This window comes from Parasulfuritortus cantonensis (assembly GCF_004337445.1).
In the GTDB taxonomy this organism is placed as follows: Bacteria; Pseudomonadota; Gammaproteobacteria; order Burkholderiales; family Thiobacillaceae; genus Parasulfuritortus; species Parasulfuritortus cantonensis.
Genome location: NZ_SJZB01000046.1, coordinates 22,486 through 46,371, shown reverse-complemented (window position 1 = coordinate 46,371; position 23,886 = coordinate 22,486). Strand labels below are relative to the sequence as shown.

At 70.3% G+C, this 23,886-nt stretch carries 25 protein-coding genes; 11 read left to right on the top strand and 14 right to left on the bottom strand.

All coding sequences use genetic code 11. The features are described from left to right. Positions 1 to 343: 343 nt before the first annotated feature. From EZJ19_RS13460 to EZJ19_RS13435, 6 genes are all read right to left on the bottom strand, one after another. Positions 344 to 3,424, bottom strand: a complete 3,081-nt coding sequence (locus tag EZJ19_RS13460) for an ATP-binding protein (RefSeq protein ID WP_131448428.1) — start codon at positions 3,422 to 3,424, stop codon at positions 344 to 346. Positions 3,425 to 3,462: 38 nt separating this feature from the next. Beyond that, entirely contained in the window at positions 3,463 to 3,999 is a 537-nt protein-coding gene (locus EZJ19_RS13455) for a YaeQ family protein (RefSeq protein ID WP_131448426.1), read from the bottom strand. Further along, the gene (locus EZJ19_RS13450) at positions 3,990 to 4,685 is read right to left on the bottom strand and encodes a pseudouridine synthase (protein ID WP_276320115.1); all 696 of its coding nucleotides are present in this window, start codon (positions 4,683 to 4,685) and stop codon (positions 3,990 to 3,992) included. The genes EZJ19_RS13455 and EZJ19_RS13450 overlap by 10 nt, the downstream gene beginning before the upstream one ends. A gap of 38 nt (positions 4,686 to 4,723) precedes the next feature. After that, a complete protein-coding gene (gene trxA, locus EZJ19_RS13445; RefSeq protein ID WP_131448424.1) occupies positions 4,724 to 5,095 on the bottom strand; it encodes a thioredoxin in 372 nt (123 codons plus the stop codon). A 98-nt stretch (positions 5,096 to 5,193) separates the two neighbouring features. Beyond that, positions 5,194 to 8,262, bottom strand: coding sequence for an efflux RND transporter permease subunit (locus EZJ19_RS13440; RefSeq protein WP_131448422.1), 3,069 nt, complete (start codon positions 8,260 to 8,262; stop codon positions 5,194 to 5,196). Between the two features lie 40 nt (positions 8,263 to 8,302). Beyond that, positions 8,303 to 9,436 carry an efflux RND transporter periplasmic adaptor subunit gene (locus EZJ19_RS13435; protein ID WP_131448420.1) on the bottom strand — a complete coding sequence of 378 codons (1,134 nt, stop codon included), beginning with the start codon at positions 9,434 to 9,436 and terminating at the stop codon, positions 8,303 to 8,305. A 90-nt stretch (positions 9,437 to 9,526) separates the two neighbouring features. On the opposite strand from EZJ19_RS13435, the gene msrP reads away from it, so the two are divergent. Together msrP and EZJ19_RS13425 are read left to right on the top strand one after the other, a co-directional pair. Then, positions 9,527 to 10,447, top strand: a complete 921-nt coding sequence (gene msrP / locus EZJ19_RS13430) for a protein-methionine-sulfoxide reductase catalytic subunit MsrP (RefSeq protein WP_131448418.1) — start codon at positions 9,527 to 9,529, stop codon at positions 10,445 to 10,447. Next, complete coding sequence (locus EZJ19_RS13425) at positions 10,447 to 11,055, top strand: protein-methionine-sulfoxide reductase heme-binding subunit MsrQ (RefSeq protein ID WP_131448416.1); 609 nt, start codon at positions 10,447 to 10,449, stop codon at positions 11,053 to 11,055. The genes msrP and EZJ19_RS13425 overlap by 1 nt, the downstream gene beginning before the upstream one ends. Here the strand turns inward: EZJ19_RS13425 and EZJ19_RS13420 are convergent. The 3 genes from EZJ19_RS13420 to EZJ19_RS13410 all read right to left on the bottom strand — a co-directional run bounded on the left by EZJ19_RS13420 (position 11,052) and on the right by EZJ19_RS13410 (position 13,017). After that, a complete protein-coding gene (locus EZJ19_RS13420) occupies positions 11,052 to 11,336 on the bottom strand; it encodes a hypothetical protein (RefSeq protein ID WP_131448414.1) in 285 nt (94 codons plus the stop codon). The genes EZJ19_RS13425 and EZJ19_RS13420 overlap by 4 nt on opposite strands. A gap of 78 nt (positions 11,337 to 11,414) precedes the next feature. Then, positions 11,415 to 11,759 carry a hypothetical protein gene (locus EZJ19_RS13415; RefSeq protein ID WP_131448412.1) on the bottom strand — a complete coding sequence of 115 codons (345 nt, stop codon included), beginning with the start codon at positions 11,757 to 11,759 and terminating at the stop codon, positions 11,415 to 11,417. 124 nt (positions 11,760 to 11,883) lie between these two features. Next, the gene (locus EZJ19_RS13410; protein WP_206199432.1) at positions 11,884 to 13,017 is read right to left on the bottom strand and encodes a pyridoxal-phosphate-dependent aminotransferase family protein; all 1,134 of its coding nucleotides are present in this window, start codon (positions 13,015 to 13,017) and stop codon (positions 11,884 to 11,886) included. A 432-nt stretch (positions 13,018 to 13,449) separates the two neighbouring features. Here EZJ19_RS13410 and EZJ19_RS15925 point away from each other — a divergent pair, with 432 nt between their 5' ends. Next, positions 13,450 to 13,836: a hypothetical protein gene (locus EZJ19_RS15925; RefSeq protein ID WP_165873574.1), complete on the top strand. Its 387-nt coding sequence runs from the start codon at positions 13,450 to 13,452 to the stop codon at positions 13,834 to 13,836. Between the two features lie 127 nt (positions 13,837 to 13,963). Here EZJ19_RS15925 and lysA read toward each other — a convergent pair whose 3' ends face one another. Together lysA and lptM are read right to left on the bottom strand one after the other, a co-directional pair. Beyond that, a complete protein-coding gene (lysA, locus tag EZJ19_RS13400) occupies positions 13,964 to 15,208 on the bottom strand; it encodes a diaminopimelate decarboxylase (RefSeq protein ID WP_131448410.1) in 1,245 nt (414 codons plus the stop codon). Continuing rightward, positions 15,205 to 15,327: an LPS translocon maturation chaperone LptM gene (gene lptM, locus EZJ19_RS16475; RefSeq protein WP_240754773.1), complete on the bottom strand. Its 123-nt coding sequence runs from the start codon at positions 15,325 to 15,327 to the stop codon at positions 15,205 to 15,207. Before lptM ends, lysA begins: the two co-directional genes overlap by 4 nt. A gap of 54 nt (positions 15,328 to 15,381) precedes the next feature. Here lptM and cyaY point away from each other — a divergent pair, with 54 nt between their 5' ends. From cyaY to EZJ19_RS13380, 4 genes are all read left to right on the top strand, one after another. Next, complete coding sequence (cyaY, locus tag EZJ19_RS13395; RefSeq protein ID WP_131448408.1) at positions 15,382 to 15,705, top strand: iron donor protein CyaY; 324 nt, start codon at positions 15,382 to 15,384, stop codon at positions 15,703 to 15,705. Beyond that, positions 15,702 to 16,256 carry a Crp/Fnr family transcriptional regulator gene (locus EZJ19_RS13390; RefSeq protein WP_131448406.1) on the top strand — a complete coding sequence of 185 codons (555 nt, stop codon included), beginning with the start codon at positions 15,702 to 15,704 and terminating at the stop codon, positions 16,254 to 16,256. Before cyaY ends, EZJ19_RS13390 begins: the two co-directional genes overlap by 4 nt. Further along, positions 16,256 to 16,723: a Crp/Fnr family transcriptional regulator gene (locus EZJ19_RS13385; RefSeq protein ID WP_131448404.1), complete on the top strand. Its 468-nt coding sequence runs from the start codon at positions 16,256 to 16,258 to the stop codon at positions 16,721 to 16,723. Before EZJ19_RS13390 ends, EZJ19_RS13385 begins: the two co-directional genes overlap by 1 nt. Before the next feature lie 81 nt (positions 16,724 to 16,804). Further along, the gene (locus EZJ19_RS13380) at positions 16,805 to 18,151 is read left to right on the top strand and encodes an MATE family efflux transporter (RefSeq protein ID WP_131448402.1); all 1,347 of its coding nucleotides are present in this window, start codon (positions 16,805 to 16,807) and stop codon (positions 18,149 to 18,151) included. 7 nt (positions 18,152 to 18,158) lie between these two features. On the opposite strand, the gene EZJ19_RS13375 is transcribed toward EZJ19_RS13380, so the two are convergent. The 3 genes from EZJ19_RS13375 to EZJ19_RS13365 form a co-directional block, all read right to left on the bottom strand. Then, on the bottom strand, positions 18,159 to 18,527 hold the full coding sequence (locus EZJ19_RS13375; protein WP_131448400.1) for a hypothetical protein: 369 nt from the start codon (positions 18,525 to 18,527) through the stop codon (positions 18,159 to 18,161). 116 nt (positions 18,528 to 18,643) lie between these two features. Continuing rightward, positions 18,644 to 20,038 (bottom strand): argininosuccinate lyase, encoded by a 1,395-nt coding sequence (argH, locus tag EZJ19_RS13370; protein WP_131448398.1) that lies wholly within the window; start codon positions 20,036 to 20,038, stop codon positions 18,644 to 18,646. Between the two features lie 28 nt (positions 20,039 to 20,066). Continuing rightward, a complete protein-coding gene (locus EZJ19_RS13365) occupies positions 20,067 to 20,555 on the bottom strand; it encodes a thioredoxin family protein (RefSeq protein ID WP_131448396.1) in 489 nt (162 codons plus the stop codon). Between the two features lie 56 nt (positions 20,556 to 20,611). Here EZJ19_RS13365 and hemC point away from each other — a divergent pair, with 56 nt between their 5' ends. The 4 genes from hemC to EZJ19_RS13345 are packed head-to-tail and all read left to right on the top strand — an operon-like array spanning position 20,612 to position 23,886. Then, on the top strand, positions 20,612 to 21,538 hold the full coding sequence (hemC, locus tag EZJ19_RS13360; protein WP_131448394.1) for a hydroxymethylbilane synthase: 927 nt from the start codon (positions 20,612 to 20,614) through the stop codon (positions 21,536 to 21,538). Beyond that, entirely contained in the window at positions 21,538 to 22,326 is a 789-nt protein-coding gene (locus EZJ19_RS13355; RefSeq protein WP_131448392.1) for a uroporphyrinogen-III synthase, read from the top strand. The genes hemC and EZJ19_RS13355 overlap by 1 nt, the downstream gene beginning before the upstream one ends. Further along, positions 22,319 to 23,359, top strand: a complete 1,041-nt coding sequence (locus EZJ19_RS13350; protein ID WP_131448390.1) for a uroporphyrinogen-III C-methyltransferase — start codon at positions 22,319 to 22,321, stop codon at positions 23,357 to 23,359. The genes EZJ19_RS13355 and EZJ19_RS13350 overlap by 8 nt, the downstream gene beginning before the upstream one ends. Beyond that, entirely contained in the window at positions 23,359 to 23,886 is a 528-nt protein-coding gene (locus EZJ19_RS13345) for a heme biosynthesis HemY N-terminal domain-containing protein (RefSeq protein WP_131448388.1), read from the top strand. The genes EZJ19_RS13350 and EZJ19_RS13345 overlap by 1 nt, the downstream gene beginning before the upstream one ends.

Here is a 23,886-nt window from a genome sequence, read left to right as displayed (position 1 = left end):
CAGGGCAGCAGGCCGGTTGCGTCCGGCGTCCTGAAACGGACCCCCTCGGCGGCCAACTCGACCGTGAACGGATCGTGCATGGCCTTGTACCGGCGGTAGTGGCGCCGGGCCAGGGCCGGGGAAATCAGCCGGCGCACGATCAGATAACCGGCACCCCCGCCGATCAGGCCGCCGGTCGCCATGCCGGCGACCAGGGGGCCAGCGAACAGCACCAGGCCGGCCAGGACCAGGGCGCTGGCCGCATAGGCCAGGCGCTGGCGCGCCGTCGGGCGCCCGAACAGCTGCATGGCGCGCACGTAATCCAGTTCGGATATCCGGTATTCGGCCGCCACCGTCGAGGCCGTCAGGGCTCGCCCAGCCAATGGGCCAGGGTGGCCTTGAGCGCCGGCAGCTGCACCGGCTTGGCCAGGTAGTCGTCCATGCCCGCGCGCTCGCAGCCGGCCCGGTCTTCCGGGAAGGCGCTCGCCGTCAGGGCGACGATGGCCAGGCGCGGCCGGCCCTGCTCGGCCTCCCACCGGCGGATCAGGCGGGTGGCCTCGTAGCCGGTCATCACCGGCATCTGGATGTCCATGAAGACCAGGTCCGGGGCCAGGCCCTGGCGGATGGCGTCGACCGCGAGCTGGCCGTTCTCGACGCACTGCACGGTGTGGCCGAGCTTGCCGAGCATCGCCTTGATGACCATCTGGTTGACCGGGTTGTCCTCGACGACGAGGATCGCGGCCGCCCGCCCCGGGCGCGGCACCGGGCCGGCCGGGCCGGCGTCGCGGGTGGGGTCGGGCCCGGTGTCGGCACACTCGGCCTCGATCTCGAACCAGAAGGTCGAGCCTTCGCCGGCGCGGCTCTCGACGCCGACCGCGCCGCCCATCGCCTCGGCCAGCTTGCGCACGATGGACAGGCCCAGGCCGGTGCCGCCGTACAGCCGGGTGTGCGAGCCGTCCACCTGGGTGAAGGGCTGGAACAGGCGGTCGAGCTTGTCCTCGGCGACCCCGATGCCGGTGTCCGTGACGCTGAAGCGCAGCCGGGCCCGGCCGTCTTGGCGCCGGAGCTCATGGGCCGCGAGGCGGATCTCGCCCCGTTCGGTGAACTTGATGGCGTTGTTGATCAGGTTGGCCAGCATCTGGCGCAGGCGGGTCTCGTCGCCCAGGTAGGCGGCCGAATCCGGGCCGCCCCAGGCCGTCGAGATGGCCAGCTGCTTGCGGCCGGCGGCCTCCCGGAACAGGCGCGGCAACTCGTTCAGCAGGGTCGCCGGCATGAGCGGCCGTTGGTCCAGCTCCAGCTTCCCGGCTTCGATCTTGGACAGGTCGAGGATGTCGTTCAGGAGGGCCAGCAGGGTCTGCCCGGAGTTGAGGATGGTCTGCGCGTAGTCGAGCTGCTCCGCGCCGCTCAGGTCCGGGTCCTGGAGCAACTGCGCCATGCCCAGGATGCCGTTCAGCGGGGTGCGGATCTCGTGGCTCATGGTGGCCAGGAACTGGCTCTTGGCGACGCTCGCCGCCTCGGCCTGGACGGCGGCCTGGCGTTGCAGGCGGGCGGTACGCTCGTTGAGCACGCCGAGGGCGACCAGCTCGCCGATCTGGCGCAGGGCCTCGAGGCGGGCCGGGTTGTCGGGCGGCTTGGCGACCGTGTCGACCTCGAGCACGCCGAGCACCTCGCGGCCGTGCGACAAGGCGATGAAATAGTGGCCGTGGCCGGGCTCGGGCCGGACCTGGCAATGCGCCACCAGGCGCACCTCGCCCGGTTCGATGCCGGGCATGGCCTGCTGCCAGAGCGCCTCGCCGGAGTGGAAGCCGCCCGGGCCAGCCTCCTCGCCGGCCAGTTCGACGCGGACGCCGCCGCCGGGCAGGGCGCCGCGCAGGCCGGCCAGGGCACGCAAGGCGGCATCCAGGCGCGCCCGGAAGGGCTGTTCGACCTCCTGCATGGCGCGCGCCACGGCGAGCTTGATCTCGGTGCCTTCGCGGACGTATTCCTCCGCCTCCTCGCGCGCCTTGCGTTCGGTGATGTTGGCGCCGGTGCCGCGGTAGCCCTGGAAGCGGCCTTCGGGGCCGAAGCGGGGCACGCCGCTCACCGAGAGCCAGCGGCAGGTGCCGTTCGGCAGGGCGATCCGGTATTCGTACTGGTTGAACGGCTGGCGCCGGGCGACGGTGTCCAGATAGCCCTGCCAGCGCGGCTCCTCGCCGGCCTTGGGCGGTGCCGCGAGTTCGTCCCGGCGCTTGCCGAGCATGGTGGCGACCGGCAGGCCGACCACTTGCGGCGTGTTCTCGGACATGTAGGTGAAGTGCATGTCGGCGTCGGTTTCCCAGAACCACCAGTCGGAGGACGCCGAGGCGAAGTCGCGGAAGCGCTGTTCGTTCTCGCGCAGCGCGGACTGGGCGGCGACCATCTGGGTTTCGATGCGGCGGACCCGGTGGACCAGGGCGGCGATCAGCAGGACGGTGAGGACGGTGGCCAGGGCGACCGCCAGCATCAGTTGCTCGGCGCGCGCCGCGAGGGCGGTGTCGAGCGGGCGAAGGAAGGCCAGCGAGGCCACCGGGCGGCCGCTGTAGTCCTGCACGCGCAGGAAGCCGATCGACCAGACGTGGCCGGCCGCGGCGACCTCGGTGACGAGTTCCGGGCCGCCCGCCGCGTAGGCCTGCCAGGGCGCCATCAACCCCGCCGGCAGCGGGCGCACGGTCTGGCCCAGGATGGCGATGCCGGGGTAGTCCTGCCACTGGCCGGTGAAGCCGAGCGCGCGCTTGCCGAACTCGAAGTCGGCCGCCGAGGTGTACGGCTTGTGCACCGCCGAGGCGACCTCCACCCCGAGCATGTCCTTGATCACGCGTTCGAACCAGTCGACCTCGGTGCCCATCTCCAGGTAGCCGATCAACTCGCCGTCGGCGTGCCAGGGCACGACGTGGCGCAGGGTGAGGGTGGCCGTGGCGCCCAGTTCCAGGCCGGTTGCCGGGCGCCCGGTGGCGACCGCCTCGAGCAGGGTCTTGCGGTTGACCAGGTCGCCGACGTTGCTCGGCGCGTGCACGCGCATGAGGACGTGGCGGTCGGGCGTGATGAAGTACCAATGGCTGACCCCGAACTGGTCGTGCAGGCGGTCGTAGGCCGGCTTGGCCAGGGCCAGCAGGGCGGCGCCGTCGCGCCGGCGCATGGCCGCCACCAGGGCGGGGTCGACGACGGCCCGGCTGGCGAAGTAATCGAGTTGCCGGGTGTCCATGGTGCGCAGGCGTTCCCACACCTGCCCGGCCTGGCGCACGGTCAAGCGCGTGTGTTCCGCTTCCTGCCAGTCGATGTAGCGCTGGAAGCCGAGCAGCAGGGCCGCCACCAGCGCGATCAGGACGATGGCGACCGGGAGCACGATCTGGCGTTGGAAGCGTAGCGGTCCTGCCTGGTCGGTCATGACGTTCGGGTTGGGCGCTCGACTATCTGAGTTGTAGCGCATGGCCGCGCTTCTGGCAGCCGCCGCGTGCGCGGGCGGGGTCAGGTCAGCCGGACCGGTTCGATGTGGACGCTGCGGCTGCCGTCGGTCAGCCAGACCTGGCCGTCCTGCACCGTGCACTGCAGGCGCATGTTGCGGTCGGCCAGGGCCGCCAGGCCGGCGCCCGCGTCGGCCGGCAGGCGCAGCACGCTGAGCCGCTCCAGGCGCGCCAGGGCGGCCTGGTTCTGGTTCCACCAGACGTCCGCGGCGCGGCCGCCGTAGGCGATCAGCACGACCTCGCGGGCACGGCTGCACGCCTTGCGCAGCCAGCGCTCGTCCGGCTGGCCGACGTCGATCCAGAGCTCGATGGCACCGGTCAGGTCCTTGGCCCAGAGGTCGGGCTCGTCGTCCTCGCACAGGCCCTTGCCGAAGCCCAGGCCGTCGCGGGCGTAGAGCACGAAGGCGAGCAGACGCACCATCATGCGTTCGTCGGTCTCGGAAGGGTGGCGCGCCAGGGTGAGGGCGTGGTCGGCGTAGTAGTTGCGGTCCAGGTCGGCGATCTGGAGCTCCGCCTTGTAGATGGTGGCCTTCAATGCCATGGGGTGTCCTGCAGCAGGTCGGCCCAGCCCAACTGCTCGATGCAGGCGGCGAAGTCCGGCGCCGGGGCGGCGGCGAGGGTGAGGGGGCGGCCGTCGTCGGGGTGCCGGACGGCCAGGCGCACGGCGGCCAGAAGCAGGCGGTGGCAGCCCAGGCGCTCCTGGAACATGCGGTTGTGACGGCCCTTGCCGTGGCTGGCGTCGCCGACGATGGGGTGGGCGATGTGCTTCATGTGCCGGCGCAGCTGGTGCCGGCGCCCGGTCAGCGGGGCCAGTTCGACCAGCGCGTAGCGGCTGGTCGGGTAGCGGTCCACCGGCCAGGGCAGTTCCACGGTGGCCAGGCGGCGGTAGCGGGTGACGGCCGGCTGGGCGACGTCGGATTCGCCGCGGTAGCCGTACTCGTCGCGCAGGCGGCCGAGCGGGTGGTCGATCTCGCCGGCCTCGGCCGGGTGGCCGCGCACCACGGCCCAGTAGGTCTTGGCCACCTCGCCGCGTTCGAACTGGCCGGACAGCGCCGCGGCCGCCTCGGCATCGAGCGCGAACAGGAGGACGCCCGAGGTGCCCTTGTCGAGCCGATGCGCCGGCCAGACCGGACGGCCGATCTGGTCGCGCAGCAACTGCACGGCGAAACGGGTTTCCTGGCGGTCCAGGTCGCTGCGATGGACCAGGAGTCCGGCCGGCTTGTCGATGGCGACCAGCCGGTCGTCCCGGTAGACGATGCTCAGGGTCAGGCTTGCTGGCCCTGTTCCTTGGCGATCTCGGCGTGCACCTGGGCCATGTCGATCTCCTTGGCGCGCGCGATCAGGTCGTCGAAGGCGCCGGCCGGCAGGGCGCCGGGCTGGGCGTAGATGATGACCTGCTCGCGGAAGATCATCAGGGTGGGGATGGAGCGGATCTGGAAATGGCCGGCGATGCCCTGCTGTTCCTCGGTGTTGACCTTGGCGAAGGTGATGCCCGGGTTGTTCTCGGCGGCGGCCTCGAAGACCGGGGCGAAGCCGCGGCAGGGGCCGCACCAGGGCGCCCAGAAGTCGACGACGACGAAGTCGTTGCCGGTGATGGTGGGTTCGAAGTTCTCTTCGGTGAGGTCGATGACGGCCATGGAGTGCTCCAATGCGGTGTGTGTTCGGCAGCCCGCACCATATCACGGTGGGCGCGGCCCGCCTATATCAGAGTTTCCTGAAATACCCGCTGTCCGCTTCACGGCGAGGCCCGGCTCGGCACCAGGCGCTCCAGGTACAGGTAGATCACCGGGGTGATGTACAGGGTCAGGAACTGCGACAGGACCAGGCCGCCCACCACGGCGAGCCCGAGCGGCTGGCGCACGTCGGCGCCGGCGCCGATGGCCAGGGCGATGGGCAGGGTGCCGGCCAGGGCCGCAAAGGTGGTCATCATGATCGGCCGGAAGCGGATCAGGCAGGCCTGGCGGATCGCCTCGGCCGCCGCCATGCCGTGCCGGCGCTGATGCTCGAGGGCGAAGTCGATCATCATGATGGCGTTCTTCTTGACGATGCCGATCAGCATGATGACGCCGACGAAGGCGTACAGCGACAGGTCGACGTGGAACAGCCAGAGGGTGAGCAGGGCGCCCAGGCCGGCCGAGGGCAGGCCGGACAGGATGGTGAGCGGGTGGACGAAGCTCTCGTACAGGATGCCGAGGACGATGTAGACCACCAGCACGGCGACCAGGAGGAGCAGGCCGAGCCCCTTCTGGGAGTCCTCGAAGGCCTGGGCCGTGCCTTCCAGCTGCGTGGCGACGGTGATCGGCAGGCGCATTTCCCGTTCCAGGGCCCGGATGCGGCCGACCGCCTCGCCCAGGGAGACGCCCTGTTCGAGGTTGAAGGAGATGGTCACCGAGGGCAGCTGGCCGAGGTGGTTGACGGTCAGGGCCTGGTTGCCCCGATGCATGCGGGCGACGCTGTCGAGCGGCACCAGCTGGCCGTTCGCCGAACGCACGTGCAGGCGCGCCAGCATGCCGGGGTCGGCCTGGTAGGCCGGGTCGACCTCCAGGATGACCTGGTACTGGGCGCTGGAACCGTAGATGGTCGACACCTGGCGGCTGCTGAAGGCCGACTGCAGGGCGTCCTCGACCTGGCCGTAGGTCAGGCCGAGCGGGGCCAGGCGGTCGCGCTCGATGTCCAGGGTGACGGTCGGGCTCCTGTTGTTGAGGTTGCTGTTGACGTCGACGAAGCCGGGCAGCTGGCGGAGGCGCGCCAGCATGGTCTCGCTCCAGGCGTACAGCTCGTCCAGGTCCTGGCCCTGCAGCGTGTACTGGTACTGCGCGGTGGTCAGGCGGCCGGTCAGGCGGATCGGCGGCGGGTTCTGCAGGGCCACCCGGATGCCCGGCACGACGTTGAGGAGGGGACGCAGCTTCTGCACCAGTTCGTCGGCGGACAGCTTGCGTTCCTTACGCGGTTTCAGTTTGAACAGCATGAGGCCGGAGTTCGCCGAGGAGCGCGAGCCGCCGGCCCCGACCACCGACATGAACGTCTCGATGTCGGGCTCCCGGGCGGCGATGGCCGCGACCTGGCGCTGCTTCTCAGCCATGCCGGCGAAGGAGACGTCCTGGCCGGCCTCGGTGAAGGCGATGATCTGGCCGGAGTCGCCGCCGGGGATGAAGTCCTTGGGTATCTTGACGTACAGCCAGCCGCTCGCCGCCGCCGTGGCCAGGAACACCGCCATGATTAGGCGCGGGTGCGCGAGGGCCCAGTCGAGGCTGACCCGGTAGCCGGCGCGGACCGCCTCGAAACCCGCCTCGAGGGCGTTCCAGACGGCGCCGTGGCGGGCCGTGTCGTGCTTCAGGTAGCGGCTCGAGAGCATCGGCGTCAGGGTCAGGGAGACGAAGCCGGAGACCAGGATGGCGGCCCCGATGGTGAGGGCGAACTCGTGCAGCAGGCGGCCGATGACGCCGCCCATGAACATCACCGGGATGAACACGGCGACCAGCGACAGGGTCATCGAGATGATGGTGAAGCCGATCTCGCGGGCGCCGACGATGGCGGCCTGGAAGGGCGGCTCGCCGGCCTCGATGTGGCGGTGGATGTTCTCCAGCATGACGATGGCGTCGTCGACCACGAAGCCGACCGACAGGGTCAGGGCCAGGAGCGACAGGTTGTCCAGGCTGAAGCCGAGGCCGTACATGGCGGCGAAGGTGCCGATCACGGAGAGCGGCAGGGCGACGGCCGGGATGGCGGTGGCCGAGACGTTGCGCAGGAAGAGCAGGATCACCAGGACGACCAGGCAGCCGGCCAGGATCAGGGTGAACTGGACGTCGGCGATCGACTCCTTGATCGACACGCTGCGGTCGTACAGCACCGACAGTTCGATGGAGGCCGGCAGCTTGTCCAGGAAGCTGGGCAGGATGGCCTCGATGGCCTGCACCGTGGCCGGGGTGTTGGCACCCGGCTGGCGCTGGACGGCGAGGACGATGGCGCGCTGGTCGCCCAGCCAGTTGGCGCGCTTGTTGTTCTCGACGTCGTCCAGCGCGCTGGCGACCTCCTCCAGGCGCACCGGGGCGCCGTTGCGGTAGGCGACGATGAGCGGCCGGTAGGCGGCGGCGGTCTCCAACTGGCCGGCCGTCTTCACCGCGAAGCTCTGCTTGGGCCCGTCCAGGCTGCCGGTCGGCTGGTTCACGTTGCCGGCCTGGATGGCCTGGGCCAGTTCGTCCAGGCCGATGCCGCGCGCGGCCAGGCGGTCGGGGTCGGCCTGGATGCGCACGGCGTACTTCTGGGAACCGTAGACGTTCACCTGGGCCACCCCGGAGACGGTCGAGATGCGCTGCGCCAGCTGGGTCTCGGCGTACTCGTTGACCTCCGACATGGGCAGGGTGTCGGAGCGCATGGCGATGTAGAAGATCGGGCTGTCGGCCGGGTTCACCTTGCGGAAGGAGGGCGGCGACGGCATGTCCGTGGGCAGCTTGCGCTGGGCGGCGGCGATGGCCGACTGGACGTCCTGGGCGGCCGCGTCGATGTCGCGGTCGAGGTCGAACTGCAGGGTGATCGAGGTCGAACCCTGGGCGCTGGTGGAGTTGATCGAGGTGACCCCGGCGATGGTCGCGAACTGCGCCTCCAGCGGCGTCGCCACTGCCGAGGCCATGGTCTCGGGCGCGGCGCCCGGCAGGCTGGCGGAGACCGAGATGGTCGGGAAATCGACGTTGGGCAGTTCCGAGACCGGTAGGCCGCGGTAGGCGATCAGGCCGAAGACCAGGAACGCCGCCATCAGCAGCGTGGTCATCACCGGCCGGCGGATGCACAGTTCGGGCAGTTGCATGGCTCAGGCTTCCGGGCGCGGGCGGGCGGCGAGCATGGCGTCAGCGGCCGGCACCGGTGCCCGGTGCGGCCTCCTTGATCTTCACCTTCGATTTCGGGGTCAGGCGCAGGTGGCCGTCGGTGACCACCGTCTCGCCGGCCTGGACGCCGGCCAGGGCGACCCGGCCGGCCCGTTCGGCGACCGCCTTGACCGGCCGGATGTCGATGCCGTCGTCGCCCCGGACCACGTAGACGACGCTGCCCTTGGGACCTTGCTGGACCGCTTCGGCCGGGACCGTCACGGCATTCTTGAGGGTGTCGAGGACGAGTTCGACGCGCAGGTATTGGCCCGGTGCGAAGGCCGCGTCGCGGTTGTCCAGGCGCGCCTTGACGAGCAGGGTGCCGGTGCCGGGATCGACCGCGTTGTCGAGGAAGTGGACCGTCGCCGTATGCGCCGGGCCGGCCTGGTCCGGGGTGGCGACGGCGGCGCCGACCGGGCCGCGTGCCATGGCCGCGCGCAGGGCGGCGACATGGCGTTCCGGGAGGGCGAAGCTGACCAGGAGCGGCTGCATGCGGTTGATCACGGCCAGGACGGTGTCGTTGTTCTTCACCGCCGTGCCCGGGAACACCAGGCGGGCGCCGACCACGCCGTCGATGGGCGCCCGCACGGTGGCGTAGGCGCGTTGCAGGCGGGCCAGGTCGGCGGCCGCCCGGTCGGCCTGCACGGTCGCCTCGGCGGCGGCCAGGGCGGCGTTCAGGTCGGTCAGTTTCTCGGCCGAGACGAAGCCCTGGTCGCGCAGGGCCTGGTAGCGGACGACGTCGGCGCGGGCCTTCTGCAACTGCGCCTGGTCGCGCGCCAGGTCGGCCTCGGCCTGGCGCAGGCGGGCGTCGAAGTCGGCCGGGTCGAGACGGACGAGGAGCTCGCCGGTGTGCACGTGCTGGCCCTCCCGGAAGGGTACGCTCTGCACCTGGCCGTCGACCCGCGCCTTCACCGAGACCGATTCGTAGGCCTCGCCGCGGCCGACCAGGTCGACCACCACGGGCAGGTCGGCGCGTTCGGCGTGCGCGGCCAGGATGGGCACCGGGCCGGCGTCCTTCTTCGCCCCGGCGTTGGCGTCGCCGCCCGGTCGCTGGTATAGGTAGAAGCCGACGGCCAGGACCGCGGCGACGACCACGAGTTTCAGAACAAGCCGCATGCAATGGTCTCGCAGGAATTATTTCAACGCAGGGGTGTCAGGTTTTCATTGCCGCCGCGACCAATGGGCAACCACGAGAGGAGTGTCACCATGGCCACCGAATCCACGCCGCGCATTCTACCGACCGAAATCACGCCCGAGAGCGTATACGAAAGACGCCGCGAGTTCCTTAAAGGTTCGCTGGCCCTGGCCCTCTACGCCGCCCTGCCCGCGCAGGCCGCCCTGCCGGCCTGGAAGAAGACCGCCTGGGGGCGCGACGAGTCGCCCAACACCTGGGAGGAGGTCACCACCTACAACAACTTCTACGAGTTCGGCACCGGCAAGGACGACCCCGCCAAGAACGCCGGCAGCCTGCGCACGCGGCCCTGGACGGTGAGCGTGGAGGGGGCCTGCCTGAAGCCGCGCACCTGGGACATCGACGCCCTGACCAAGGCCTTCCCGCTCGAGGAGCGCATCTACCGCATGCGTTGCGTCGAGGGTTGGTCGATGGTCATCCCCTGGCTGGGTTTCCCGCTCGGCGAGCTGCTCAAGCAGGCGCAGCCCACCGGCCGGGCCAAGTACGTCGAGTTCGCCAGCCTGTACGATCCCAAGCAGATGCCCGGCCAGCGCTGGCCGGTACTCGACTGGCCCTACGCCGAGGGCCTGCGCCTGGACGAGGCCATGCATCCGCTCACGCTGCTGTCGGTGGGCATCTACGGGCGCGAGCTGCCGAACCAGAACGGCGCCCCCATCCGCCTCGTGGTGCCCTGGAAGTACGGCTTCAAGAGCGCCAAGTCGATCGTCCGCATCCGCCTGGTCGAGAAGCCGCCGGCCACGGCCTGGAACCGGGCGGCGCCGGGCGAGTACGGCTTCTATTCCAACGTCAATCCGGAGGTCGACCACCCGCGCTGGAGCCAGGCGCGCGAGCGCCGCATCGGCGAGTTCTTCAAGCGCAAGACGCTGATGTTCAACGGCTACGGCGACCAGGTCGCCAGCCTGTACACCGGCATGGACCTGCGCCGGTACTTCTGATGTGGCGCAATCCCAAGACCTGGCTGTTCCTGGCCTGCCTGCTGCCCCTGGCGCGCCTGGTCGGGCTCGGCCTCGGCCACGGCCTGGGCGCCAACCCGATCGAGTTCGTCACCCGCTCGCTCGGCACCTGGACGCTGAGCTTCCTGCTGGTCACCCTGGCGGTCACCCCGCTGCGCCGCCTGACCGGCCAGGGCCACTGGCTGCGTTATCGGCGCATGCTCGGCCTGTTCGCCTTCTTCTACGGCGTCCTGCACCTGACCACCTACCTTTGGCTGGACCAGTTCTTCGACTGGCCGGACATCCTCAAGGACATCACCAAGCGGCCGTTCATCACCGCCGGCATGACCGCCTTCCTGCTCCTGGTGCCCCTGGCGGCGACCTCGAACGACCGCGCCGTGCGCGCGCTCAAGCGCAACTGGTCGCGCCTGCACAAGCTGGTCTATCCGGCCGCCGTCCTGGCGGTGCTGCACTACTGGTGGCTGGTCAAGCGGGACATCACCCAGCCGGCCGTCTACGCGGCCGTCTTGGCCGTGCTGCTGGGCCTGCGCCTGGTCTGGTGGTGGCGCAAGCGGGCCGGCGCACCGGCCACCCGGCTGTCGGCCGGCTAGGCGGGGCGCAGGAGCGGCCCGAGCACCGCGTCCTTCACGGCGCGGGCGGCCAACGCCACCAGGCGGGCCGGATCCATGCCCATGTGTTCGGCGTAGCGCTCGGTCTGCAGCCAGGTCTCCTCGCCCTGCCAGGTCCAGTCGTCCTCATGCCCGGGGCGCCAGGTGACCGGGACGACGTGGCGGGTTTGCCGGGAGTCCTTGACGATCAGGTCGGCGACGACGGCGCCGTCCTCCAGCTTGGCGTTTGCCGCGTCGATTTCGGCATCGGGTGTGTCGTCCATGTCCGCACCTCTCCGGTTTCAGTTCGGGTAGCGATATGGAGCGCCGTACCGGCGCCTAAGTTCATTCGGTCGTCGCGTTCAGATGCGTCGGCCGAGCGCGTCGAGGCGGTACTCGATCTGGCCGCGCTTCTCGGGGTGGCTATGCTCGTGCGCCTCGCGCAGGTTGGTGAGTTCCACCAGGACCTCGAAGGGGAAGCCCTGGCGATCGCCGCGCTCATCGTTGAGCAGTTCGTCGTAGTACTGCCGGAACCCCGCCGGTTCGTCCCAGAGCAGGGCCGTCATGTTGACGATGCGCGGGTAGCGCTCGATGGTCTGCTGCGGATAGGACTCCCGCGGCAACCGGTTGCGCACCAGGTCGATGGCCTCGAGCGTGAGCTGGCTGGAGTCGCACAGCGCATCGGTATGGATGCTGACGTCGATCACTTGAACACCTCCCCGTGAGTGGCCGCGGCTCGCTTAGTATAGTAAAGAACTCAACTATTCAAGCGTTTGCCGGTCATCCGGCGAGCGGGCGCCCGGTGGAGGTGCCGGTCAGGCCGGCGCCCGCCTAGCCGACGACGGCCTTGACCGCCTTCAGGCAGTAGTCCACGTTACCTTGGCGGGCGCTGTAGCCCATCAGGCCGATGCGCCAGATCTTGCCGGACAGGGCACCCAGGCCGGCGCCGATCTCGAGGTTGAACTCGTTGATCAGCCGGCTGCGCGCGGCGCCATCGTCGACGCCCGCGGGGATGTAGACCGAGTTGAGTTGCGGCAGGCGGGCGGCTTCCGCGACCACGAAGCCGAGGCCCAGGGTCTCGAGACCGTCGCGCAGCTTTTCGTGCATGGCGCGGTGGCGCGCCCAGGCGGCCTCCAGGCCTTCCTCGGCCAGCATCCGCAATGCTTCATGCAAGCCATAGAGCGGGTTGATCGGCGCGGTGTGGTGGTAGGTGCGCTTGCCTTCGCCGCTCCAGTAGCCGAGCACCAGGTTGAGGTCCATGAACCAGCTCTGCACCGGCGTCTTGCGCGCCCGGACCTTGGCGACGGCACGCTCGCCGAAGGTGACCGGCGCGATCCCGGGCGTGCAGGACAGGCATTTCTGGCTGCCCGAGTAGGCGGCGTCGATGCCCCACTCGTCGACCAGCACCGGCGTGCCGGCCAGGGAGGTGACGCAGTCCATGATGGTGAGCGCGCCGTGCCGGCCCGCGACCGCGGCCAGGGCGGCGGCATCCGACTGGGCACCGGTGGACGTCTCGGCGTGGACGAAGGCGAGGAGTTTCGCGTCCGGGTTGGCGGCGAAGGCGGCCGCCACCTTGGCCGGGTCGGCCGGGGTACCCCAGGCGTCCTCGACGACGACCGCTATCCCGCCCGTGCGCTTGACGTTCTCCACCATGCGGCCGCCGAACACGCCGTTGACGCAGACGATGACCTTGTCGCCGGGTTCAACCAGGTTGACGAAGCACATTTCCATGCCAACCGAGCCGGGCCCGGAAACCGGGAAGGTCAGCTTGTTTTCGGTCTGGAAGGCGTAGCGCAGCAGCGCCTTGGTTTCTTCCATCATGGTCGAGAAGGCCGGGTCGAGGTGGCCGATGGTCGGCCGCGCCATGGCCTCCAGGATGCGTTGCGGCACGTCGGACGGGCCCGGTCCCATGAGGGTACGGCGGGGCGGGTTGAAGGAGGAGATCTGCGGAGCGGGGATGCGCATGTCGGTTCCTCGGCGGCTGTATAGTTGATCGTTCGGGTTGGGTATTATGCCAGCCTTGCCCCGGCCGCCCGCAAGTCCCCGGGCCGCCGCGGGCGCCGGAACGAAAAGAGCCCGTCCATGGCTGGACGGGCTCCCGGGCGCACAACGGCGCGGAGTGGGTCAGGCCTTCTTTGCGGTGGCCTTCTTGGCCGCCGGCTTGGCAGCGGCCTTGGGAGCGGCGGCCTTCTTGGCGGCAGCGGGCTTGGCGGCAGCGGGCTTGGCGGCGGCCTTGGGCGCAGCGGCCTTCTTGGCGGCGGGCTTCGCGGCAGCCTTGGGGGCAGCGGCCTTCTTCTCGGCGGCGGGCTTGGCAGCGGCCTTGGGAGCGGCGGCCTTCTTTGCAGCAGCGGGCTTGGCGGCGGCCTTGGGGCGGCGGCCTTCTTCTCGGCGGCGGGCTTGGCAGCGGCCTTGGGAGCAGCGGCCTTCTTTGCAGCAGCGGGCTTGGCGGCGGCCTTGGGGGCGGCGGCCTTCTTCTCGGCGGCCGGCTTGGCAGCGGCCTTGGGCGCAGCGGCCTTCTTGGCGGCGGGCTTCGCGGCAGCCTTGGGCGCAGCGGCCTTCTTCTCGGCGGCGGGCTTGGCGGCGGCCTTGGGAGCAGCGGCCTTCTTTGCGGCAGTGGGCTTGGCGGCGGCCTTGGGCGCAGCAGCCTTCTTGACGGCGGGTTTGGCGGTCACGGCCGGAACGGCCGCAGCTTCAGCGGCGACGGGCTTTGCGGCAGCCTTCGCCTTGGTTGTGGACTTGGCGGTGGATTTAGCAGCGGGCATGTCACACTCCTTTGGTTCATGAAGGCAGGAAAGCCTTGTGCCTCAATGGGTTCCACGCGATATTGCGTGTTGCAACTCATTCTAGAGCAAAAAAAACTTAATACTGCAAGGGTGTGTATGCATTTTTATCCAGCGCACATCCGACGTTGTCAGGCCGGGACGATTTCGTCGCTGAACAGGTCTTCCACGCGCTCGCGCCGCCGCGTCAGGACGGCGTTCCCGCCCGCCACCAGGACCTCCGCGGCACGCGGGCGGGTGTTGTAGTTGGAGCTCATGCTCATGCCGTAGGCGCCGGCCGAAAGCAGGGCCAGCAGGTCCCCTTCGGCCAGGGCCAGGTCACGCTCGCGGGCCAGGAAATCACCGCTTTCGCAGACCGGTCCGACGATTTCGTAGCGGCGTGCGATTGCGCTGCGCTCGCGGACGGGCTGGACGTCGTGCCAGGCGTCGTAGAGCGAGGGCCGCATGAGGTCGTTCATCGCGGCGTCGACGATGGCGAAGTCCTTGGCCTCGCCATGCTTCAGGTATTCCACCTTGGTGAGCAGCAGGCCGGCGTTGGCGACCAGGGAACGGCCGGGTTCCAGGACCAGTTTCTGGGTGCGTCCGGCCAGGCGCGAGAGCAGGACGCCGGCGTACTCCGACATGGCCGGCGGCGTCTCGTCCTTGTAGCGCACGCCGAGGCCGCCGCCGAGGTCGATGTGGGCCAGTACGACGCCGTCCGCGGCCAGGCGGTCGACCAGGTCGAGCACCTTGTCGAGGGCTTCGCCGAAGGGCGACGATTCGGTCAACTGGGAGCCGATGTGGCAGTCGATGCCGACCACGCGCAGATTGGCCAGTCCGGCCGCTTCCCGGTACAGGCGCGGTGCGTCGTCGTAGGCGATGCCGAACTTGTTTTCCTTGAGCCCGGTGGCGATGTAGGGGTGGGTCTTGGCGTCGACGTTGGGGTTGACCCGGAAGCTCACCGGGGCGACCTTGCCGAGCCGGCCGGCGACCGCGTTCAGGCGGGCCAGTTCGCTCTCCGATTCGACGTTGAAGCAATGGATGCCGGCGGCCAGCGCCGCTTCCATCTCGGCGGCGGTCTTGCCCACCCCGGAGAACACCACCTTGGCGGGGTCGCCGCCGGCGGCCAGGACGCGCGCGAGTTCGCCGCCGGAGACGATGTCGAAGCCGGCGCCCAGCTTGGCGAACAGGTTCAGAATGGCCAGGCTGGAGTTGGCCTTCACGGCATAGCAGATCAGGTGCTCATGGCCGGCGAAGGCCTGGTCGTAGGCCTGGTAGGCCGCGCTCAGGCCGGCGCTGGAGTAGACGTAGGTGGGGGTGCCGAAATCGCGGGCGATGGCGTCCAGGGCCACGTCCTCGCAATGGAGCAGGCCGGCGCGGCGGTTGAACGGGGTCATGGCTGGGCGGGCTGGGTGGCGGTGGGTTGTCCGGGCTGGTCGGGCAGGTAGAGCGAGCCCTTCTTGCCGCAGCCGGCGACGAGCGGCACGGCGATCAACAAGGCGAGGATCAGGCGCATGGGGAATACGGCTAAAATTGGGTTGGAAAAGTCTATCACGCACGAGGAAGGCGAATGACCGAAAGCGAATACCTCCAGTCGACCGAGGCACTGTTCCGCGACCTGGAACAAGACCTGGAGGCGGCCGACCTGGATTACGAACTGGCCGCCGGCGGCATCCTCGAGATCGAGTTCGACGACGGCTCCAAGATCATCGTCAACCGCCAGACGCCGTTGCGCGAGGTCTGGGTGGCGGCCAAGAGCGGCGGCTTCCACTACCGCTGGCAGGACGGCGCCTGGCGCGACACCCGCAGCGGCGCCGAATTCCATGCCGCCCTGTCCGGCATGGCCTCGGCCCAGGCCGGCCGCGAGGTGACGTTGGGCGGAGCCCGGCCATGAGCGACGATCCCTGGTCCGAATACCGCGGCCTGCTGGCCGACCTGCTCGGCACCGACGACCTCGCGCCGCTGCTCGAGCGTGCCGAACTGCAAGGCGTCGGCGCCGGCGAGACGCTGCTGAAGGACAGCGAGCCGACCGACTCCATGTACCTGGTCCTGGACGGCCGCCTGGAGGTCCACGTCGAGTTGGGCGAACACACCATCCGCCTGGGTGAGATCGCCTCCGGCAACTGGGTTGGCGAAGTCGCCTACTACACCCACAACGACGCCGCCTGCTCGACCGTCACGGCATTGGCGCCGAGCACCCTGCTGCGGCTGCGGTTCGCGCGCTACACGGAACTGATAAAGAGCCAGGCCGAGGTCGCCTGCCGGCTCAGCCACCTGCTCATCGCCATGCAGGTGCAGCGCCTGCGCGCCACGGTGAACGACCCCGTCCTGGACCCGGAAGGGCGCCTGCTCATGCTCGGCGACCTGTCCATTCCGATCGACCAGCAGCCGCATCGTCACGGCGGCGTGCTCGACTTCATCCGCAAACTGGCGGGGGTGCGCTGATGCTGCTGAAACGCTACCTGAGCACCTTGCCGGGCTTCGCCTTCATGACCGCCGAGGATGTCGACCACATCGCCAGCGCGATGACCGTCGAGGAATACCCGGACGCGCACGTCTTCCTGTACCAGGACAAGCCGGCGCGGGCCTTCCATCTTCTCCTCGAAGGCGCCGTGAAGGTCGGCTACTACGGGCGCGAGAACCGCTACTACGCGATCCGCGTCCTCAAGCCGGGCGAGTTCTTCGGCGGCCTGTCGCTGGTCGACAGCAAGCCGGTGATGGCCAACTACAGTGCCGACGGGATGGTCAAGGTGGCGAGCATGCCGCTGTCCGCCTTCCTGCTCCTGTACCAGCCGAACTCGGCCATCGGCTGCCACTTCCAGCACGTCATCGCGACCCAGCTGGCCTGGGACCTGAAGGCCCGCCACGTCGCCCTGCGCGACCTGCTCGGCAAGATGTACCCGGCCGGTTGACGGCCGTGCCGGCGTCCCGCTGAGCGCCCGCACCCGCGTGGCGCGGCGGGCCGCGCGCGCCGCCAGCCCCGCTCCGCCCTCATGAAAGCCACCTCCCTCACCGGCGAACTCGTTCGCCTGGCCTGGCCGGTCTACGTCGCCCAGATCGCCACCATGGCCAGCGCCGCGATCGACACCGTCATGGCCGGCCGCTTGTCCGCGGTGGACCTGGCCGTGGTGGGCGTCGCCAGCTCGATCCAGGTCACCATCCTGATGTCCCTGGCCGGCGTGCTGTTCGCCCTGCCGGCGCTCATCGCCCACAGCCAGGGCGCCGGGCGGCCGGCCGAGGTCGGTCGCGACGTCCATCAGAGCCTGTGGATCGCGTTCGTCCTGTGTGTCGTCGCCGTCCTGTTGCTCATGCATCCGGAGCCCTTCCTGGCCATGTCGGACCTGCGTCCCGACGTCGAGGCCAAGGTCCGCGCCTACCTCGACGCCTCGGTCTGGGGCGTGCCCGGCTTCATGGCCTTCCGGATCTTCTTCGGCTTCTCCGCCGGCATCGGCGAACCGCGTGCGGTGATGGCCTACAACCTCGTCGCGCTGGCGCTCAAGCCGCCCCTCAACGCGTTGTTCATGTACGGCTTCCTCGGCCTGCCGGCCATGGGCGCGCCCGGCTGCGCCGTGGCGACGTCGGTCGAGATCAGCCTGATCGCCGTGCTGGCCTGGGCCGGCTGCCTGGGCAACCGGCGCTACGCCGGCTACCGCCTGGGCGCGCCGCTGGCGCGGCCGGACTACGCCGCCATCGCCGCCTACCTGAAGCTGGGGGTGCCGATCGCCCTGACCTTCATCGCCGACATCACCGCCTTCACCTTCATGGCACTGTTCATCGCCCGGCTCGGCCCGGCCGTCTCGGCCGCGCACCAGATCGCCGCCAACCTGGCCGCGCTCGCCTTCATGTTGCCGCTCTCGATCGGCAACGCCAGCGCCATCCTGGCCGGCCAGGCCCTGGGCGCCGGCCAGCCGGGACGCGCCCGCCGGGTGTGCGGCCGCGGGCTCGGCCTCGGACTGGTGTGCGGCGGCTTGACCAGCCTGGCGTTCTGGCTCGGCGCGCCCTGGATTGCCGCCTTCTACACCGGGGCCGAGGCGGTCCGCCGGCTGGCGGCGCCGTTGATCGTCCTGGTGGCCGCCTATCATCTCGCCGACACGGTCCAGGCGATCGCCGTCAATGCCCTGCGCGGCTACAAGCGCACCGCCATCCCGATGGTCATCTATACCACCAGCCTGTGGGGCCTCGGCCTCGGCGGCGGGGTGCTGCTCGGCCTCACCGACCGGCTCGGTCCGGCGCGCGGCGCGGCCGGTTTCTGGCTGGCCGGGATCGCCAGCCTGGCCCTGGCGGCCGGGCTGGTTGCGCTCTATCTGGATCGGGTGAGCCGGGCGGCGGCCGGCCGCTGAGGCGCGGCTAGCGTCGGTCCTTGGCGATGCCGAGCTGCTTGAGCATCTGCGGGTGCCAGTCCGCCGGCACCTCGCCCTTGTCCAGCCGGGTGCGCACGGCGGCGACGCAGCGGTTGATCTCGATGCGGAAGTTCTTGAGCGGGTAGCCGTGCGCCTCGTCCAGGTACTTGTCGGCGCTGACCATGCCGTAGCGGTCCATCTCGGACAGGTAGAACAGTTCCACCAGGGCGGCGCCGCCGACCGGGCGGTCGGTGGCGAGCGCGCTCTCGATGCCGGCCAGGAGGCCGTCCAGGTCGCCGAACCTGGGGTGGGGAATCTTGCGGTGCGGGTTGCCGGCGCGGGACGCCGCACCGGCGGCTTCGTCAAAGGTGGCCATCGGATCGTCTATAGGCAGCTAAAACGGGCGCGGCGGGGGCACGTCCCGGGCGGGCAAGGCCATTATTGCCGCCGGCCGATGACGCCGCGGTTGCGGGACAGCCGCCCGCCGCCCGCTCACCGGCGTTCGCGCGCCCGCCGGATCGCCGCACGCACCTGCGCCGGCGCGGTGCCGCCGACGTGGTCGCGGCTGGCCAGGGAGCCCTCCACGGTGAGCACCTCGAAGACGTCGGCCTCGATCAAGGGCGAGAATTCGCGCAGTTCTTCCAGGCTCAGTTGCGGCAGGTCGCGGCCCGAGGTCTCGGCGATGCGCACCGCCTTGGCCACGGCGCCGTGGGCGTCGCGAAACGGCAGGCCCTTCTTGACCAGGTAGTCGGCCAGGTCGGTGGCGGTGGCGTAGCCCTGGGTCAGCGCGGCGCGCATGTTGGCGGTGCGCACGCCGTGTTCCTTGACGCTCAAACCGGCCAGCATGTCGGCATAGATACGCAGGGTGTCGACCACGGTGTCGACCGTGTCGAACAGGGGTTCCTTGTCCTCCTGGTTGTCCTTGTTGTAGGCCAGGGGCTGCGACTTCATCAGGGTGAGCAGGCCGACCAGGTGGCCGTTGACGCGGCCGGTCTTGCCGCGCACCAGCTCGGGCACGTCCGGGTTCTTCTTCTGCGGCATGATCGACGAGCCGGTGCAGTAGCGGTCGGGCAGGTCGATGAAGCCGAAGCGCGGGCTCATCCACAGGATCAGCTCCTCGGACAGGCGCGACAGGTGGGTCATCAGGAGCGCGCAGGCGGCCGTGAATTCGATCGCGAAGTCGCGGTCGGAGACGGCGTCCAGGGAGTTCTCGCAGACCTCGTCGAAGCCCAGTTCGCGGGCCACGGATTCGCGGTCGATCGGATAGCTGGTGCCGGCCAGGGCGGCGGCGCCCAGGGGCAGGCGGTTGACCCGCTTGCGGGCGTCGAGCAGGCGTTCCTTGTCGCGCCGGCTCATCTCCACGTAGGCCATCAGGTGGTGGCCGAAAGTGACCGGCTGGGCCACCTGCAGGTGGGTGAAACCGGGCATCGGGGTGTCGGCGTGCCGCTCGGCGAGGTCGAGCAGGGACTGCTGGAAGTCGCCGATCAGGCCGATGACGTTGTCGATCTCGTCGCGCAGCCAGAGGCGGATGTCGGTGGCCACCTGGTCGTTGCGCGAGCGGCCGGTGTGCAGGCGCTTGCCGGCGTCGCCGATGAGCGCCGTCAGGCGCTTCTCGATGTTGAGGTGGACATCCTCGTCGTCCAGGTTCCAGACGAACTCGGCGCGCTCGATCTCGGCCAGGATGGTCGCCATGCCGTCCTCGATGGCGGCCAGGTCCGCGGCCGGGATGATGCCCTGGCGGGCCAGCATCCGGGCGTGCGCGAGCGAGCCCTTGATGTCATGCCGGGCGAGTCTTTGGTCGAAGAAGACCGAGGCGGTGTAGCGCTTGACCAGTTCCGAGACGGGCTCGGAGAAGCGTTCGGACCAGGTTTTGTCGGGGCTGGACATGATGCGTCTGGGGCAGGGAAAGGCGCAATTATAGCGATCCCCGGGCCGGGCCCCGAATCTTCGCCAGGGCGCCGTCGATCGCCTCGTCCAGGTACATGCCGTAGTAGTCCTCGGTGGTCAGGCCGACCACGGGCTTGGCCAGCAGGCGGCCCTTGCCGTCCAGCAGCAGCACGGTCGGCACCAGGGTGTAGCCGTACAGGGCGGCGAGCTTCGCCGGCGTGTTCGGCTTGCCGTCGAAGCCGCGGATCGGGCTGTCGTCGGAGACCACCATGCGGCGCATGACCACCTTGGCCTGGTAGTCCTTGTTGCCGCTCATCGGGATCAGGAAGTTGTTCAGCACCCGTTCGCAATAGACGCAGTGCTGGCCGGTCAGGACGACCAGGATGGCGCCGTTGATGGCGCGCGCCGCCTCGGCATCCCGGCTGAGGTCGCTCACCGGCGGTACCCCGCCGGCCGCCCAGGCGCTCGCCGAGGCCCATGTTAGAATCGCGCCCAGCCAGGCCAGTGTCGGTTTCATGCCGGTATCTCCTCGTCTCCTGGCGGAATTCTATTCCCAACACCTGCGCGCGCACTATGCACAAATTGATCATCGCCACCCGGGAAAGCCAGCTCGCACTCTGGCAGGCCCACCATATCCGCGACCGCCTCGAGGCCCTGCATCCGGGGCTCGCCGTGGAACTCCTGGGCATGACCACCCAGGGCGACCAGATACTCGATTCGCCGCTCTCGCGCATCGGCGGCAAGGGCCTGTTCGTCAAGGAACTGGAACAGGCCATGTTCGAGGGCCGGGCCCACCTGGCCGTGCATTCCCTGAAGGACGTGCCCATGGACCTGCCCGAGGGCTTCGAGCTGGTTGCCATCGGCAAGCGCGAGGACCCGCGCGACGCCTTCGTCTCGAACAAGTACAAGTCGCTCGCCGAACTGCCGCCCGGCGCCCGCGTCGGCACCTCCAGCCTGCGCCGCCAGGCCCAGCTGCGCGCCAAGCATCGCGGCCTGGTGGTCGACACCCTGCGCGGCAACGTCAACACCCGCCTGCGCAAGCTCGACGAGGGCCAGTACGACGCCATCATCCTGGCTGCGGCCGGCCTCAAGCGCCTGGGCTTCGCCAAGCGCATCGCCGCCTGCCTGAGCCCGGCCGAAAGCCTGCCGGCGGTCGGCCAGGGCGCCCTGGGCATCGAGATCCGGGCCGGCCAGGCCGAGGTGGCCAAGCTGCTGGCGCCCCTCAACGACCCGATCACGGCCGCCTGCGTCGGCGCCGAGCGGGCCATGAGCCGGATGCTGCAGGGCGGCTGCCAGGCCCCGATCGGCGGCTACTGCGTCGAGGCGGACGGCCGTCTGCACTTGCGCGGCTTCGTCGCCGACCTTGAGGGCGTGCGCTTCTACCACGCCGAGGCGGAGGCCGACCTGGCCGACGCCGAGGCGCTCGGCCAGCGCGTCGCCGCCGACCTGATCGGCCAGGGCGCCGACACGCTGCTCGCGGAACTGATCCAGCGCCACTGATGGACGCCGGCGGGCAGCCCCTGGCCGGGCGCGGCATCCTGGTCACCCGGCCGGCCAACCAGGCGGCCGGCCTGGCCGCGCGGCTCGCCGAGCTGGGCGCCCGGCCGGTGCTGTTCCCCGCCCTGGCCATCGCCCCGCCCGCCGATCCGGGCGCCTGTGCCGACGCCCTGGCGGCCCTGCCCGGCTACGACCACGCCATCTTCGTCAGTCCGACCAGCGTTGAGATGGCCTGGCCGGGCATCCTGGCCGGCCACGGCGGCTGGCCGGCCGGCGTCGCCGCAGGCGCGGTCGGCCAGGCCACCGCGCGTGCCCTGGCCCGGCTCGGCGTCGGCCCGATCCTGGCCGCCGAGGCGGGCGCCGACAGCGAAAGCCTGCTGGCCCTGGGCGCCTACGCGGCGGTGGCCGGCAAGCGGGTCCTGGTAATACGCGGCGAGGGCGGCCGCGAACTCATCGCCGACGCCTTGCGCGGGCGCGGCGCCCGGGTCGATTACGCCGAGTGCTACCGGCGCGTCCGCCCGGACGGCGACCCGGCCGCCCTGCTGGCGGACTGGGCGGCCGGTGGCATCGCGGCGGTGACCGTGACCAGCCGGGAGGTGTTCGCCAACCTGGCCGCCATGCTGGGCGAGGCCGGCGCCGGCCGCCTGCGCGCCACACCCCTGTTCGCGCCGCATGCGCGCATCGCCGAGGCGGCCCGGCAGTGGGGCGTCGCCGAGGTCGTCGCCACCCCGCCCGGCGACGCCGGGCTTGTCTCCGCGCTGATCGACTGGTTCAATCGCCATCATGACTGATAGCCCCGCTCCCGAAACGGCCGCCGCGCCGCCGCCCGCCGCCGAGCCGGCCCGGCACGGCTGGGTGCTGCCCCTGGCGCTGATCCTGGCCGTCCTGGCCTTCGCCACCACGGGCGGGGTGTTCTGGTACATGCAGATGCGCATGCAGGACCTCGAGGTGCAACTGGCCCGGCGCATCGGCCAGTTCGACACCTCCAGCCAGGAGGCCCGGGCCGCCGCCAAGGAGGCGCGCGCCAGCATCGAGAACGTGGTCGCCCGCATCGGCGCCCTGGAGACCAAGGCGCTCGAGACGCAGAACCAGCAACTGGCCCTGGAGGCCATGTACCAGGACATCGCGCGCAGCCAGGACGAGCGCCTGCTGGCCGACATCGAGCAGACCCTGCTCCTGGCCGACCAGCAGCTCCAGATGGCCGGCAACGTGCGCGCCGCCCTGCTCGGCCTGGACGCCGCCGAGCAGCGCCTGGTCCGCATGAAGAAGCCGCAGTTCGACCGCCTGCGCGATGCCATCAACCATGACGCCGCGCACCTGCGCCTGTTGCCGGCCGCCGACGTCGTGGGCATCAACGGCCGCCTGGACGCCCTCCTGCTGGGCGTCGACCAGCTCAAGCTGGAGATGGAGCCGGAGACGGCCGCCCGGCCGGCCCCGGCGCCCGAGACCGGGCCGGTCGACTGGATGGGCCGGATCGGCCGCGAGACCTGGTCCGAGATCAAGCAGCTGGTGCGCATACGGCGCCTGGACAATCCGAATACCGAGTTGCTGGCACCGTCGCAGACCTATTTTCTGCGCGAGAACCTGAAGCTGCGCCTGCTTTCCGCGCGCCTGGCCGTGCTGCAGCGCGACGAGGCCACCTTCCACGCCGACATGAGCGCGGCGCGGCAGTGGCTGGCCCGCTACTTCCGGCGCAGCGATCCGGTCAGCGTGGCCATGGACAAGGACCTCAAGGCCCTGGAGACGATGCCGGTGGCGCTCCAGAACGCCAATCTGGACGAGAGCCTCAAGGTCTTGCGCAGCCTGGCCAAGGGAGACCACTGATGCGGCCGGTGCTCTGGCTGCTCGGCCTGTTCGCGCTCGCGGTGGCGCTCACCCTGGCGGCGCGTTTCGACGAGGGCTACGTCATCATCGTCATGCCGCCCTGGCGCATGGAGATGTCCTTCGTGATGGCGGCGCTGTCCATGCTGGGCCTGTTCGTCGCCCTCTACGCCGTCGCCAAGCTGCTCCACATGGCGCTCAGCCTGCCCGCCGACGTGCGTGCCTGGCACCACCGCCGGCGCAGCGACAAGGCCGACGACGAACTCACCCGCGCCACCGCCGCCTACCTGTCGGGGCAGCCGGCGCACGCCCGCAAGCTGGCCGCGAGCGCCTTCAAGCGCGAGGGCGACCAGCTCGCCGCCCTGGTTGCCGCCCATGCCGCCCTGGCCGAGGGCGATGCGCTCACCGCCCACCTGTACGTGGACGAGTTGAAGACCGATGCCGGCGAACTGACCGCCGCCCGCCAGGCCGCCGAGGCCAGGCTGGCCGAGGCGGAGACGGCGGCGGAACTGCCGCCGCCGGCCGCCTGA

Excerpts from the sequence above, each read along its gene's own strand:
- EZJ19_RS13460 (WP_131448428.1), bottom strand. The coding sequence starts at position 3,424 with ATGCGCTACAACTCAGATAGTCGAGCGCCCAACCCGAACGTCATGACC.
- EZJ19_RS13455 (WP_131448426.1), bottom strand. The coding sequence starts at position 3,999 with ATGGCATTGAAGGCCACCATCTACAAGGCGGAGCTCCAGATCGCCGAC.
- trxA (WP_131448424.1), bottom strand. The coding sequence starts at position 5,095 with ATGGCCGTCATCGACCTCACCGAAGAGAACTTCGAACCCACCATCACC.
- EZJ19_RS13440 (WP_131448422.1), bottom strand. The coding sequence starts at position 8,262 with ATGCAACTGCCCGAACTGTGCATCCGCCGGCCGGTGATGACCACGCTG.
- EZJ19_RS13435 (WP_131448420.1), bottom strand. The coding sequence starts at position 9,436 with ATGCGGCTTGTTCTGAAACTCGTGGTCGTCGCCGCGGTCCTGGCCGTC.
- msrP (WP_131448418.1), top strand. The coding sequence starts at position 9,527 with ATGGCCACCGAATCCACGCCGCGCATTCTACCGACCGAAATCACGCCC.
- EZJ19_RS13425 (WP_131448416.1), top strand. The coding sequence starts at position 10,447 with ATGTGGCGCAATCCCAAGACCTGGCTGTTCCTGGCCTGCCTGCTGCCC.
- EZJ19_RS13420 (WP_131448414.1), bottom strand. The coding sequence starts at position 11,336 with ATGGACGACACACCCGATGCCGAAATCGACGCGGCAAACGCCAAGCTG.
- EZJ19_RS13410 (WP_206199432.1), bottom strand. The coding sequence starts at position 13,017 with ATGCGCATCCCCGCTCCGCAGATCTCCTCCTTCAACCCGCCCCGCCGT.
- lysA (WP_131448410.1), bottom strand. The coding sequence starts at position 15,208 with ATGACCCCGTTCAACCGCCGCGCCGGCCTGCTCCATTGCGAGGACGTG.
- lptM (WP_240754773.1), bottom strand. The coding sequence starts at position 15,327 with ATGCGCCTGATCCTCGCCTTGTTGATCGCCGTGCCGCTCGTCGCCGGC.
- cyaY (WP_131448408.1), top strand. The coding sequence starts at position 15,382 with ATGACCGAAAGCGAATACCTCCAGTCGACCGAGGCACTGTTCCGCGAC.
- EZJ19_RS13390 (WP_131448406.1), top strand. The coding sequence starts at position 15,702 with ATGAGCGACGATCCCTGGTCCGAATACCGCGGCCTGCTGGCCGACCTG.
- EZJ19_RS13385 (WP_131448404.1), top strand. The coding sequence starts at position 16,256 with ATGCTGCTGAAACGCTACCTGAGCACCTTGCCGGGCTTCGCCTTCATG.
- EZJ19_RS13380 (WP_131448402.1), top strand. The coding sequence starts at position 16,805 with ATGAAAGCCACCTCCCTCACCGGCGAACTCGTTCGCCTGGCCTGGCCG.
- EZJ19_RS13375 (WP_131448400.1), bottom strand. The coding sequence starts at position 18,527 with ATGGCCACCTTTGACGAAGCCGCCGGTGCGGCGTCCCGCGCCGGCAAC.
- argH (WP_131448398.1), bottom strand. The coding sequence starts at position 20,038 with ATGTCCAGCCCCGACAAAACCTGGTCCGAACGCTTCTCCGAGCCCGTC.
- EZJ19_RS13365 (WP_131448396.1), bottom strand. The coding sequence starts at position 20,555 with ATGAAACCGACACTGGCCTGGCTGGGCGCGATTCTAACATGGGCCTCG.
- hemC (WP_131448394.1), top strand. The coding sequence starts at position 20,612 with ATGCACAAATTGATCATCGCCACCCGGGAAAGCCAGCTCGCACTCTGG.
- EZJ19_RS13355 (WP_131448392.1), top strand. The coding sequence starts at position 21,538 with ATGGACGCCGGCGGGCAGCCCCTGGCCGGGCGCGGCATCCTGGTCACC.
- EZJ19_RS13350 (WP_131448390.1), top strand. The coding sequence starts at position 22,319 with ATGACTGATAGCCCCGCTCCCGAAACGGCCGCCGCGCCGCCGCCCGCC.
- EZJ19_RS13345 (WP_131448388.1), top strand. The coding sequence starts at position 23,359 with ATGCGGCCGGTGCTCTGGCTGCTCGGCCTGTTCGCGCTCGCGGTGGCG.